We start from the raw sequence: 12,481 nt of genomic DNA on the forward strand, positions 1-12,481 counted from the left end.
GAAGGTGAGAATCGTCGGTGTGTTGTGGATCTGTAATGTCGGAACAGTGAGAATAAAAAAGCCCGGCAAAGGGCCGGGCTTTTTGAATATCAGTGATGTGATCAGGTCTGCTTTTCACGCGCCGCCAACATCAGATCATTCTGTTTTTTGGTGGCTTCGCTCAGCACTTCGCTGTAAACGCGCTTTTTTTCTTCCGATTTCGCATTGCGAATGAAATCTGCGAATGGACTCGTGGACTCCTTTGTGGATCCGAGTTTCATGCGGTTGCTCCGTAATTGATCCCAAGCATGGCCATCAGTTCGTGTCTCGTATGCTTCTCGGGGATATGGTAGTCAATCTTGTCGACACCAGCCTTGTAGAGGCGTCCAGAATTATCAATATGCTTCACAAGCAGATCGACATGCAGGTCTTTGCCAAACTCTAGCTTAAGCGTGTTTACCACGTCACGCGCTGCAAAGTATTGGTCGACGAAATGCTCCGGTCGAATCCTGCGTCCTTCAACTTCCTCGCGGGCTCTGACAAAGGACCAGGCCAGGCTAGGGTCTTGGTAGACGTAGAGAATTTGCACAAATCTCCCTTTGTGGAGGCACCGCTGCACATTTTTCCTTGCGATTTCGATATTCGAAAGTGTTCCATCCAACAGGAAGGATTGCTTTCGATCCAGAGCCAGATCAATCAGCTTTCCAACCAGAATCGAAACGGCGCCTTGGAAAAGCCAGGCATTGCCACCTTGATAGGCTTCAAATTCATATCTGAGTTCGTCTGGATCAATTCGCAAGATGGGCGTATCGGAGAAAAGGTTCAGCAGAGCTAATGACGCCTCCGTTTTGCCAGCGCCCGGCGACCCCGCCATGAAAACCGAAACAGGTTCTTCTTCGGGTGGATACTTGGTTTGCGCCGTGAGCCGCTTGCCAATCGCCTTCTTGTTTGATCGAGCAAACCTGATCGCATCATTCCAGATAGCCTGCTCTTCCCCCGTCATTCCAGATTTTTTGTTTTCCTGCACTGATGGAAACCCTCTTGAGTGAAAGGTGATTTACCGGCGGTGCTTCGGACTTACCGAACTGCCGCGCCTTCCAATCAGTCAAAGCCCAAGAGCGGCTCTGCTAATACCGATTGGGAAGCCCATGCATGGGGATCATCCCTTTGAGCAGGCAGCGCTTCGTCGTTAGTAACGATCAAAGCGTAAAGAGGGCTGGTGCATCTGCAATAAACGGTGTGTTGCATAATGGTTCGGTGCCGACCAAGTAGCCGACATCAAATCCCGGACACAAAAAAACCGGCCCTGTAGGCCGGTTTTTTCTGTTCCTGCATCCCCCGTCATAACACGACGTGGGACCTGATTGAGTGGAGCGGGTAGAGGGAATCGAACCCTCAACTAAAGCTTGGGAAGCTTTCGTTTTGCCACTAAACTATACCCGCTCAGAGCGGCTGACTTTGTACCAGAGTCGGGCGCAGATTTGAAGTTTTTCTTTTGCTCGCAGCGCGTTACAGCATTGAAAACGGTCATTCGCGGGCAAATCTGCAGGGCAATCAATGCTGGTTTTTCAACCCCACAGACTCGCTCGCGACGACGCTTTTTCAAATGGCCAATGCATGGTGATCCTGAACGAACGCGTAACGCGTTCGGCTCGACTGCGGTGAGGGTTTCAGGAAACCGAGCAAGGCGTTCTGGCTATCGCGGCATGCAGCCTTGTGTTCCATGTCGAGGAAGTGGCCGGTGGCCTGCAGCGTGGTGAAGGTGCTGTGCGCCACATGGTTGCCGAATATCCGGGCGTCTTCGGCGGCGGTGTATTCATCCCATTCGCCGTTGAGGAACAGCACCGGCACGTTGATCTTTTTCGCCGCATTCAAATAGCACTGGCGATCGCTGTGCAGCACGTCACTGATGTGGAAGTGCATCTGCCCGTATTCGTGCTCGGCCAGGCTGCTGACGTGGCGATAGTTGAAGCGCTTGAACAGTGACGGCAGGTGTTTGCCGATAGTGCTGTTGACCAGGTGCCCGACGCGGTCGCCGTCGCGCTGGCCGAGGTAATCGACACCGCGCTCCAGGTAATCAAGCATGTGTGCGTTGATCACCGGCGAGAACGAGCTGATCACGGCTTTCTCGATACGCCGCGGCTGATGGGCCAGGGCAACCAGGGTGGCTGCGCCGCCCCAGGAAAACGACAGCACATGTTCGGCGCCGAAGTGGTCGATCAGCTCCAGCAGGATCTGCCCTTCGACTTCCTTGGTGAGATGTTTCTCGTGACGATTGTGGATTTTCGACCGGCCCGCGTAGGGCTGGTCGTAGCAAACCACGTTGAATTGCGGGTGCAGGTTTTTCACAGTCTGTGCAAACGACGCAGTCGTGGCCATCGAGCCGTTGACCAGAATGATGGTCTTTTCTGCGGCGTCTGCGCGATAGAACTCCGTGTAAACCCGATACTGACCCTGTATATCCAGCACAGCGATTTCTGGCCTCATGTCATAAGACTCCTGGCAAGCAAGCGGGTATGCGCGCAAATAGAGATTGCACGAGCTTTGTGACAGGTAGGCATACGCCTGGAATTTGCTTGGCCCATGTCGATCCATGACTGCGGTCGACGGGTGTTGTTATTGGCGGGCAGTCTGCCGGCTGAGGCGCAACCCAGAGGGCTGACGACCGGCAAAAAGTTTCTTAGAGGTATGGTGTGACTAATCGGTCACAATTTGGCCGACGTCCTGATTCAAGCAGTGGGAAAGGGATCGCGCAAGTGCCTTTGGTAAATTGTTCGACAACTTCTGCTGAGCGGTCGCCGGCTTAGAACAAATGGATCTCTTCGGTGCGCAAAGCGCGGTACTCGCCCGGTTTTAGCGCGTTATCCAGCGACAGCGGGCCCATGGATTCGCGGTGAAGGCGCAACACTTTGTTGTTGAAGTGACCAAACATGCGCTTCACCTGATGGTAGCGACCCTCGACGATGCTCAGGCGCGCCACTCGCGGGCCGAGTACATCGAGTTGCGCCGGTTGCGTGGTCAGGTTTTCGAAGGCGAAGTAGATGCCCTCGGCAAACGTGACTGCATACTCCGGCCCGATCTCCTGTTCGGTCTCGACGTAATAGACCTTCGGCAGTTTGGTCTGCGGTTGGGTCAGCCGTCGCGACCAGCCGCCATCGTTGGTGATCAGCATCAGCCCGGTGGTGTTGAAGTCGAGGCGACCGGCGATGTGCAGGTCGTCCTTGTCCGGTTCATCGATCAGATCAAGCACGGTCGGGTGCTGCGGATCGCGAGTGGCACTGACGCACCCCGGCGGCTTGTGCAGCATGAAGTAGCGTGCCGGTTTGCCGAGTTGCAAGACTTCTTCGTCGACTTCGACGCGGCTGAATTCCAACACTTCGCTGTGCGGGTCGCTGACGACTTTTCCGTCGATCCGCACGCGCTTTTCCACCAGCAACAGGCGAACCTGCTGACGGTTGTAGCGGGGCAGGTTGCTGAGGAAACGGTCGACGCGCATGGTCAGGAATCGGCGGATAAAGGGGCGCGTATCTTACGGGATCGGCCGCACCGCTGCTTGCAGTTGCGCTTCGACCTGAGCGCAGCGCGGGCATAGGCAGGATTGATTGCGCAGCGCTGCGGGCAAGGCTTCAAGCACTGCCGGATCGATGCTCACGGCATAGCACCAGCAAGCCTGGTCGGCGGTGCGCGGGTCAGCCAGGCTGCAGTCGTTGCGCGCGCCGCAGGCCGGGCAGAGGTCGGGTTTGATGTCGGAATCAGGCATAGGACGAGTAAGGCATTTCCACGCAATTGCGGTTACGGCCAGTTTGTCTGGCCTGCTACATCGCATGATCGGCCCGAGACAGCAGGGTATGCAAGGTGTCATCAGCATGTACGGTGGTGGCACCGATGTATTCCTGGGCATTACGCAGGTCAACAGTGGGAGCGGGCTTGCTCGCGAAGGCGTCCTGTCAGTCAGTGATTCATCACTGACCCACCGCTTTCGCGAGCAAGCCCGCTCCCACAGAGGATTTTCAGTGTGACTGACACCGCTGATCTGAAGCCTTTGCGCGCCCGGCACTTGCCCCGGACCTGACAGTCAAAACTGTGTCGGCTGCGCTGTCCTGCTGCGGCCGTGGGTCTTTCAGGAGGCCGTCATGGGTATTTCAAAACTGTTACGTCGAGTGCTGCTGGGAGCGGTGCTCGGTTCAGGCCTGTCCGGGTGTTATTACTATGCCGGTCCCTACGATGCTTATCCCGCCACGTCTTATTATCCCGGCTACTACTCGCCTTATTACTACGGCGGATATTACGGACCGCGTTACTACGGCGGTGCTCATTATTACTACGGCGGCTACGGCTATCGCGGCGGTTACGGACGCGGTTATCACGGCGGCGGCTATCACGGTGGGCACCACTGATCAGCGGCTGAATGACAGTGGTTTCCAAATGAACAGGATTTCATCAATCACATGTTTCAACTTGTTACGGAAGCGCACCAGATTCGGAAAACGCTGTCAGATGTTTCGTCAGTCACCGAATAACCGACTGATGCCTGCCAGCGTCGCTGGTGTGGCTACCCGCGGTCCAGGAGGCCGCCATGTATCGACGAATTCTTCTACTTGCTGCGATGATGTTTTCCGTTGCCGGTTGCGCTCCCTACTCCTACGCAGACAGTTATTACAGCTCGGAGGTCTACACCTCACCCGCTCCGGCGTACTACAACAATGGCGGCACCTATTACAGCGGCGGCAGCACCTATTACTCGGCCCCGCGCTACTACCAGGCGGCCCCGCGTTACTACCAACCGGCTCCGCGTTACTACTCGGCGCCGCGTTACTACCAGCCAGCGCCACGCTACTACGAGAGCCGCCGCTGGCACGACAACGATCGCGGGCGCTGGGACGGGCACCGTGGTGGGGGTTGGGATCGTGACCGGGGTGGCCGTGATCATCACGGTAACCGCGGTGATCACGGCGGGCGAGGCGGTCGCTGGTAATCATCCACAAACAAAAAAGCGGCGCATTGAGCGCCGCTTTTTTTGTGCCTGCGATTTACCGGGCGTTCAGTATTGCGTCAGATCCGCCAACGGATGCCGACCTTCCCAGACCTTGTGAAAATGCGCCTCGACCACCGCGTCCGGGACGTTATTGATGTCCGGCCAATGCCAGTGCGGTTTCTGATCCTTGTCGATCAATCGCGCCCGTACCCCTTCGCTGAATTCCGGGTGCCGACAGCAATTGAGGCTCAGTGTGTATTCCATCTGAAACACTTCGGCCAGCGACAGATACCGGGCGCGGAGGATTTGTTCCCAGACCAGATGCGCGGTCAGCGGTGAGCCTTCGCTCAGGGTTTTCGCGGCGCGGGCGATCAGCGGGTCGCTGCTGTCGCGTTGCAGGCTGATGGCTTTCCAGGCACAGGTGACGTCGCTGACGTCGAGCAGTTCATCGATCTGCTGGCGCCGCGGAAGCCATTGCGCCTCGGGCATCTGCCCGACGGCTTCCTGTTGCAGGGCCTTGAACAGACTGTTGAGCTGCATGTCGGTCTGTTCCTGCCAGTTGAGTTGCAGCAGGCCTTCGATCAGCTGCGGTTGCTGCTCTTCAAGCAGGAAACGGTCGGCCAGATCCAGATCGATCGCATCGCGGCCGTTCATGTGTGCACCAGTCAGACCGAGGAACAAGCCGAGCTTGCCCGGCAACCGTGACAAAAACCAACTGGCCCCGACGTCCGGATACAGACCGATGGTGATCTCCGGCATCGCCAGGCGACTGCTCGGCGTGACGATCCGCGTGCTCGCGCCTTGCAACAGGCCCATGCCGCCGCCGAGCACGTAACCGTGGCCCCAGCAAATCAGCGGTTTGGGGTAGGTGTGCAAGCTGTAGTCCAGGCGATACTCGGCGGCGAAAAACTGCGCAGCGAGTGGCGGGACTTCACCGGGATGGGCCCGGCAGGCCTCCACCAGGCTGCGCACTTCGCCGCCGGCGCAGAACGCCTTGGCGCCGTTGCCGCGCAGCAGCACGCAGACGATTTGTGGGTCCTTGGCCCAGGTGTTCAGTTTGTCGCTCAGGGCGTTGATCATCGGCAAGGACAGCGCGTTGAGCGACTTTTCAGCATCCAGGCTGGCGATCCCGAGGCGGGCGCCGTCGGTGCCGGTGAGTTCTTCGAAGTGCAGATTCATCGTGACCTCGATCGGGAATTTGAACGATCAGTATGATCGCTGTGTGGGAAAGTGCCGGATCTGTGTCAGATCAATTGACAAGCGTGGTCGGCTTTCCTAGGGTTCGCCCCATTGTTTTTGCCGGGTATGACCATGACTGCTGACGACCGTATCAAACTCGAACCGAGCTGGAAGGAGGCACTGCGTGCTGAATTCGACCAGCCTTATATGGCAGAGTTGCGCAATTTTCTGCAGCAGGAGCGGGCGGCCGGCAAGGAAATCTACCCGCCGGGCCCGCTGATTTTCAACGCGCTGAATTCGACGCCGCTGGATAAAGTCAAAGTGGTGATCCTCGGCCAGGACCCGTACCACGGTCCGGGCCAGGCCCATGGCTTGTGCTTCTCGGTGCAACCGGGCGTGCCGGCGCCGCCGTCGCTGGTCAACATCTACAAAGAGTTGAAACGCGACCTGAACATCGATATCCCCAACCACGGCTACCTGCAGAGCTGGGCCGATCAGGGCGTGTTGATGCTCAACACCACCATGACCGTCGAGCGGGCCAATGCCAACGCGCATAAGGACAAGGGCTGGCAGTTCTTCACCGACCGGATCATTGAGGTGGTCAGCGAACGCCAGCCGCATCTGGTGTTCATGCTGTGGGGCGCGCATGCGCAGAGCAAGCAGAAGCTGATCGACGCGACCAAGCACCTGGTGCTGACGTCGGTGCATCCATCGCCGTTGTCGGCTTATCGTGGCTTCCTCGGATGCGGGCATTTCAGCCGGACCAACAAGTTTCTTGAGCAGAATGGTGAAGCGCCGATCGAGTGGCGGCTGCCGCCGATTTGATCGGCTGACCGGACCGGCCGCTTCGCGAGCAAGCCCGCTCCCACATTGGTTTTGCGGCATGCACATAACCAATGTGGGAGCGGGCTTGCTCGCGAAGAAGGCAACTCGGTATATCAGTGTTACTCGGGATTACGGTTCCAGTACTTGAACAACGGCTCCGCCAGAAACAGTACAAACAGCAGCCGCATCACCTGCATCGCCGTCACCAGCGGCACCGACAGTTGCAGGGTCTCCGCCGTCAGGCTCATCTCGGCAATCCCCCCGGGCATCATGCCCAACGTCAGCGAACGCAGATCCAGATGGGTCAGTGCACTCAAACCTAAAGCCGCCAAGGTCGCGATCAACATGGTCAGCGCCGTGCCGATCAATGTACGCCCCATGAATGACGGCGCGCGGCGGAAGAACTGTCGGTTGAAGTGACAGCCCAGGCCGCTGCCGATCAGCCACTGGCCGATCTGGCTTCCACCGTCCGGCAGGCCGATGTGCAAATCCCAGGCAATGCTCACCGTGGCACTGACCAGCAGCGGCCCGAACAGCCACGGATTGGGCTGACGCAAACGCTGCCAGAGCCAGGCGAGCAGGGCGCCCGTGGGAAACAGAATCGCCAGCCAGCGCCAATCGACGTTGCCGGCGTGGGAAATCGGTGTGCCGTCGCCCAGCAGATACTTGAACGCGGCCGGCACGCACAGCACCACCACCAGCACCCGCAGACTCTGCCCCGCCGCGACATGACTGAGCAGCGCGCCATTGCGTGCGCCGAGGTTAACCATCTCACCTGAGCCACCGGGCATGCTCGAGAAAAATGCCGTGGCACGATCCTCGCCGGTACGGCGCATCAACCACACGCCGACCACCGCCGACAGGCTGGTGACCAGGGCACCGAAGAAGATCAATCCGAAATGACTCAGCACCTGCTCCATCACCAACGGGGTGAAATGCAGGCCGATGCCGATGCCGACAATCCATTGGCCGCATTTACGCCCTCCGGGGATTTCCGTGAGTTGCCACGGGGTCAGGCAGCGCACGAGGATGATCGCCAGCAACGAGCCGACCATCCACGGCAGTGGCCAGCCGATCTGGCTGGCGATAAAACCGCCAAGCAGACCGACCAGCGGGGTGGCCCACCAGCTTCTGAGGGAGGAGCGATCAGACATCGGCGATGGCGCGTTGCGCCGCCGCACGTTTGCGCCAGATGCGCAGCAGCGGCATCAGCAACATGATCGCGGTCAGGATCCACACGCCGAAAGTGATCGGGCTCGACCAGAGGATTTCCAGCGCACCGTTGGAAATCGACAGCGCACGACGCAGGTTCTGCTCCATCAGCCCGCCGAGAATGAACCCCAGAAGCACCGGCGACAACGGGAAATCCAGTTTGCGCAGGATGTAACCGAAGATGCCGATGCCGACCATCAGGAACAGGTCGAAGGTGGTCGCATGCACCGCATACACACCGATTCCGGTGATGATCGCGATCACCGGCACCAGTGCCCAGTTCGGCACGGCGAGGATGCGGGTGAAGATGCGGATCATCGGGATATTCAGGATTACCAGCATGATGTTGGCGATGAACAACGACGCGATCAGGCCCCAGACGATGTCCGGTTGCTGTTGGAACAGCAGCGGCCCCGGGGTGATGTTGTACAGCGACAGCGCGCCGATCATCACGGCGGTGGTGCCCGAACCGGGTACGCCGAGGGTCAGCATCGGCACCAGTGCGCCGCAGGCCGAAGCGCCGATGGCGGTTTCCGGAGCGGCGAGGCCACGGGCGTCACCCTGACCGAATTTGCCGCCGGTACCGGCGATGCGTTTTTCGGTCATGTAGGCCACGGCACTGGCCAACGTCGCGCCGGCACCCGGCAACACGCCCATGATGAAACCCAGCAGGCCGCAACGTATGTTCACCACGAACACCGACGCCGCTTCCTTGAAGTTGAACATCATGCGCCCGGTGGCTTTCACCGCTTCCTGACCGCGATGGGTTTTTTCCAGCAGCAGGAGGATTTCACTGACCGAGAACAGCCCCAGCACCAGCACCACGAACTGGATGCCGTCGGTCAGGTGAATGTTGTCGCCGGTGAAGCGGTATACGCCGCTGTTGGCGTCGATGCCAACGGTCGACAGAAACAGCCCGATCAGCGCCGCAATAAAAGTCTTCAGCGGACGATCACCGGCCATGCCGCCAAGGCAGACAATCGCGAACACCATCAACACGAAGTATTCCGCCGGGCCGAAGGCAATCGCCCATTTCGCCAGTAACGGGGCGAACAGCACCATGCCGCAGGTGGCGATGAACGCACCGATGAACGAACTCCATGCTGACAGCGACAGCGCGACACCGGCCAGACCCTGACGCGCCATCGGATAGCCGTCGAGGGTGGTCATCACGGTGGAGGCTTCGCCCGGAATGTTCAGCAGGATCGAGCTGATCCGCCCGCCGTATTCGCAGCCCAGATACACCGCCGCCAGCAGAATCAGCGCCGACTCCGGTGGCAGGCCGAGGGCGAAGGCGATCGGGATCAGCAGGGCCACACCATTGATCGGACCCAGGCCCGGCAACAGCCCGACCACGGTGCCGATCAGCGTGCCGGTCAAGGCCGTGACCAGGTTGTACGGGCTCAGCGCGACGCCGAAGCCCTGACCCAAATAACCGAGAGTATCCATATCAGTTCTCCAGAACGTCGAGCAGGCCCAGCGGCAGCGGAACGTCCATCAGACGGTCGAACAGCAGGTACAGACCGATGGCCATCAATGTCGTGACCACAATGCTTGGCAACCAGCGACCGCCATACAGGCGCGCCATCGGGATGCCGATCAGGATGCTGCTGAGGATGAAGCCCAGCGGTTCGAACAGGCCGGCGAACACCAGCAGCAACAGCACGCAGATGCCGATCTTGGTCAGGGTTTGGCGATCCAGCGGCGGCTCGTCTTCGCTGTGTTTGATCGGTGCCGGGCGGAACACCATGTACAGCAGCGCCAGGCCCATCAGGCCGAGCATCAGCAGAGGAAAGGCGCGCGGGCCGACCGGTTCGTAAGAGAAAGCCGCTTGATACGGCCACGCCATCAGCGCCAGGCCGACGCAGGCCAGCAATAGCACCGAGGCGAAAATGCGTTGTAAGAGCATGGGAAACTCCTGTGCCGAGGCCTCGATGCGCGAGGCCGCAGCCGCTAGACAGAGACGATCACTGAATCAGGCCGAACTCTTTGGCCAGCACTTTGTAGTCCGCGACCTGCTTCTTCACGTAGGTGTCCAGCTCCGGGCCGGTCATGGCGAACGGGAACAGTTCACGTTGATCGCGCAGCTTGGCGAAGTCGTCCGAGGCCAGCAGTTTGTCGAAGGCGTCTTTCCACCAGGCGTAGTCTTCGTCGCTGACTTTTGGCCCGAGGTAGAAACCGCGCACCACCGGCCAGACGATGTCGTAGCCCTGCTCGCGCGCGGTCGGGATGTCTTTCATTTCCGGTTCGTCGATGCGTTTATCGGCGAACACCGCGAGCAGCCGCATGTCACCGCTCTGGATATGCGGCATGGAGTCGGAGATGTCGGTACTACCCACCTGGATGTGACCGCCGAGCAGTGCAGTAGCGATTTCGCCGCCGCCTTCGAGGGCGACGTAACGCAGGTCACGCGGGTTGATCCCGGCAGCCTTGGCGATCAGTGCGGTCTGCATCCAGTCCTGGCTGCCGACGGTGCCGCCGGAACCGATCACCACGGAGCTCGGATCTTTCTTCAAGGCTTTGACCAGATCGTCGAGGGTCTTGTAGGGCGAATCGCTCTTCACCGCGATGGCGCCGTAACTGGTGCCGACGGCGGCCAGCCAGCGCACGTTGGTCTCGTCGAAACGACCGAACTTGCCTTGCGCCAGGTTCAGCAACGAACCGCTGGACCACGCCACCAGCGTGCCGGCATCGGCCGGGCGCTGGGCGACGACCGCGTTGTACGCCACCGCACCGACACCGCCGGGCATGTAGGTCACGCGCATCGGTTTGGTCAGCAGTTTTTCATTGACCAGCGCGCTTTGCGCCAGTTTGCAGGTCAGGTCGAAACCGCCGCCGGGGGAGGCCGGGGCGATGCATTCCGGACGTTTCGGTTCGGCCATCAATTGGCCGGCGAACAGCATGACGCCAGCGGCCAGAGCAACTTTACGCAGTGATAAGTTCATCTATGTCTCCTTGGGAGTTGTTGTTATGGACGTACTGAATTACCAAAGGGCAACGCTATAGCTCACCAGCAGACGCACTTCATCGGCATCGCGAGCGGAGTAGTTGGAACGGTAGGTGGCATTACGCAGGCGTACGGCAACGTCCTTCAGGGCGCCGCTTTGTACTACATATTTGATCTCGGTGTTGCGCTCCCACTCTTTGCCTTCTTCGCCATTCTTGAGCTTGATGTTGTCACCGCTCAGGTAACGGCTCATGAACGACAAGCCAGGGATGCCGAGGCGGGCGAAGTCGAAATCGTAACGCGCCTGCCAGGAGCGTTCTTCGGCGCCGGCGAAGTCGTTGATCTGCACGAAGTTGACCAGGTACGGGTCGCTGCCATCGACATAGGGGAACGCGCTGTCGCCGGACATGTGCTGATAACCGGCGGTGAACTTGTGGCCGCTCAGGGCGTAGCTGACCAGACCGTTGAGCGAGCGGTTGTCGATCTCGCCACCACGGGCCGCGCCCTGATCGTCACTGACCGCAAAGCGCAGGTCAGTGGCGAAGGTGCCCGGGCCCATCGGCCGCGAGGCGACCAGACCGAAGAAGTGCTGGTTATAGACTTCGTCGAGCTGGGCGAAGTGGTAACTGCCGGTGATCTTGTCGGTGAACTTGTAGTCCACGCCGGCAAAATCGAAATGCTTGCCGGCCACGGTGCCAGCGAAGCGGCTGTTCTTGTTGTTGAGGGCGATGTCCTCGAAATCGGTGCTGTCGCGATCCTTGGCTTTCTCCAGACGCCCGCCGGTGAAGGTCAGGTTCTTGATCTCTTTGGAGGTCAGCAAACCACCTTCGAACGTCTGCGGCAGGATGCGCCCGTCATTCGGTTTGAGGATCGGCAGTTCGGGAATCAGGCTGCCGATTTTCAGTTCGGTGGCGGAGATTTTCACTTTGCCGGTCAGGCCGACTTTCGAGTATTCGCTCGCCGCGCGCCCGTCATCGTGGGTCGGCAACAGGCCGGTGCCGGTACGATCCGGGCTCGAATCAAGTTTGACCCCGAGCATGCCCAGCGCATCGACACCGAAGCCCACGGTGCCGTCGGTGTAACCCGATTGCAGGTTGAGCATGAAACCCTGCGCCCATTCATCACGCTTGCTTTGCTGGGCACTGGTGCCGTCGCGAAAGTCGCGGTTGAAGTACATGTTGCGGGTTTCGAAGGTGGCGGAACTGTCTTTGATGAAGTCGGCGTAGCTCAACGGTGAGAAACCGGCTAGGGCAGCGGTGCTGGCGAGGGTGGCGTGGCGCAAACGAGAAGGACGAACAGGCGTAGAAGCCTTGGTCTGCAAGGACGGCATGCGGGTGTACTCCGTTATTGTTCTTATTGGTCGA

General features: G+C 59.4%; 14 protein-coding genes and 1 tRNA gene. 3 read left to right on the plus strand and 12 right to left on the minus strand.

Annotation, left to right across the window (positions count from 1 at the left end; genetic code table 11):
• Nucleotides 1–101: 101 nt before the first annotated feature.
• The 6 genes from E3Z29_RS29360 to E3Z29_RS09410 all read right to left on the minus strand — a co-directional run bounded on the left by E3Z29_RS29360 (nt 102) and on the right by E3Z29_RS09410 (nt 3,739).
• Complete coding sequence (locus E3Z29_RS29360; RefSeq protein ID WP_167734096.1) at nt 102–260, minus strand: hypothetical protein; 159 nt, start codon at nt 258–260, stop codon at nt 102–104.
• Nucleotides 257–982 (minus strand): zeta toxin family protein, encoded by a 726-nt coding sequence (locus E3Z29_RS09390; RefSeq protein ID WP_098967650.1) that lies wholly within the window; start codon nt 980–982, stop codon nt 257–259. Before E3Z29_RS09390 ends, E3Z29_RS29360 begins: the two co-directional genes overlap by 4 nt.
• A 366-nt stretch (nt 983–1,348) precedes the next feature.
• Nucleotides 1,349–1,422, minus strand: a tRNA-Gly gene (locus tag E3Z29_RS09395).
• Between the two features lie 159 nt (nt 1,423–1,581).
• Nucleotides 1,582–2,466, minus strand: a complete 885-nt coding sequence (locus tag E3Z29_RS09400) for an alpha/beta fold hydrolase (protein ID WP_098967651.1) — start codon at nt 2,464–2,466, stop codon at nt 1,582–1,584.
• A gap of 316 nt (nt 2,467–2,782) precedes the next feature.
• Nucleotides 2,783–3,475 (minus strand): pseudouridine synthase, encoded by a 693-nt coding sequence (locus E3Z29_RS09405; RefSeq protein ID WP_098967653.1) that lies wholly within the window; start codon nt 3,473–3,475, stop codon nt 2,783–2,785.
• A 33-nt stretch (nt 3,476–3,508) separates the two neighbouring features.
• Complete coding sequence (locus tag E3Z29_RS09410) at nt 3,509–3,739, minus strand: cysteine-rich CWC family protein (RefSeq protein ID WP_134785617.1); 231 nt, start codon at nt 3,737–3,739, stop codon at nt 3,509–3,511.
• A gap of 373 nt (nt 3,740–4,112) precedes the next feature.
• Here E3Z29_RS09410 and E3Z29_RS09415 point away from each other — a divergent pair, with 373 nt between their 5' ends.
• Nucleotides 4,113–4,376 carry a hypothetical protein gene (locus E3Z29_RS09415; protein WP_134785618.1) on the plus strand — a complete coding sequence of 88 codons (264 nt, stop codon included), beginning with the start codon at nt 4,113–4,115 and terminating at the stop codon, nt 4,374–4,376.
• Nucleotides 4,377–4,555: 179 nt separating this feature from the next.
• On the plus strand, nt 4,556–4,954 hold the full coding sequence (locus tag E3Z29_RS09420) for a hypothetical protein (RefSeq protein WP_134785619.1): 399 nt from the start codon (nt 4,556–4,558) through the stop codon (nt 4,952–4,954).
• A gap of 66 nt (nt 4,955–5,020) precedes the next feature.
• On the opposite strand, the gene E3Z29_RS09425 is transcribed toward E3Z29_RS09420, so the two are convergent.
• Nucleotides 5,021–6,133 carry an enoyl-CoA hydratase/isomerase family protein gene (locus E3Z29_RS09425; RefSeq protein ID WP_134785620.1) on the minus strand — a complete coding sequence of 371 codons (1,113 nt, stop codon included), beginning with the start codon at nt 6,131–6,133 and terminating at the stop codon, nt 5,021–5,023.
• A gap of 132 nt (nt 6,134–6,265) precedes the next feature.
• Here E3Z29_RS09425 and ung point away from each other — a divergent pair, with 132 nt between their 5' ends.
• Entirely contained in the window at nt 6,266–6,958 is a 693-nt protein-coding gene (gene ung, locus E3Z29_RS09430; RefSeq protein ID WP_097086750.1) for a uracil-DNA glycosylase, read from the plus strand.
• Between the two features lie 119 nt (nt 6,959–7,077).
• Here the strand turns inward: ung and E3Z29_RS09435 are convergent, their stop codons facing one another.
• The 5 genes from E3Z29_RS09435 to E3Z29_RS09455 are packed head-to-tail and all read right to left on the minus strand — an operon-like array spanning nt 7,078 to nt 12,447.
• On the minus strand, nt 7,078–8,112 hold the full coding sequence (locus E3Z29_RS09435) for an AbrB family transcriptional regulator (protein WP_027614451.1): 1,035 nt from the start codon (nt 8,110–8,112) through the stop codon (nt 7,078–7,080).
• Nucleotides 8,105–9,619, minus strand: coding sequence for a tripartite tricarboxylate transporter permease (locus E3Z29_RS09440; protein ID WP_098967659.1), 1,515 nt, complete (start codon nt 9,617–9,619; stop codon nt 8,105–8,107). The genes E3Z29_RS09435 and E3Z29_RS09440 overlap by 8 nt, the downstream gene beginning before the upstream one ends.
• A 1-nt stretch (nt 9,620) precedes the next feature.
• Entirely contained in the window at nt 9,621–10,079 is a 459-nt protein-coding gene (locus tag E3Z29_RS09445; protein WP_134785621.1) for a tripartite tricarboxylate transporter TctB family protein, read from the minus strand.
• Nucleotides 10,080–10,137: 58 nt separating this feature from the next.
• Nucleotides 10,138–11,115 carry a tripartite tricarboxylate transporter substrate binding protein gene (locus E3Z29_RS09450; protein ID WP_007963261.1) on the minus strand — a complete coding sequence of 326 codons (978 nt, stop codon included), beginning with the start codon at nt 11,113–11,115 and terminating at the stop codon, nt 10,138–10,140.
• A gap of 39 nt (nt 11,116–11,154) precedes the next feature.
• Nucleotides 11,155–12,447, minus strand: a complete 1,293-nt coding sequence (locus E3Z29_RS09455) for an OprD family porin (protein WP_134785622.1) — start codon at nt 12,445–12,447, stop codon at nt 11,155–11,157.
• Between the last annotated feature and the right edge of the window lie 34 nt (nt 12,448–12,481).

Origin of the sequence: Pseudomonas sp. S150, assembly GCF_004526365.1 — a bacterium.
In the GTDB taxonomy this organism is placed as follows: Bacteria; Pseudomonadota; Gammaproteobacteria; order Pseudomonadales; family Pseudomonadaceae; genus Aquipseudomonas; species Aquipseudomonas putida_A.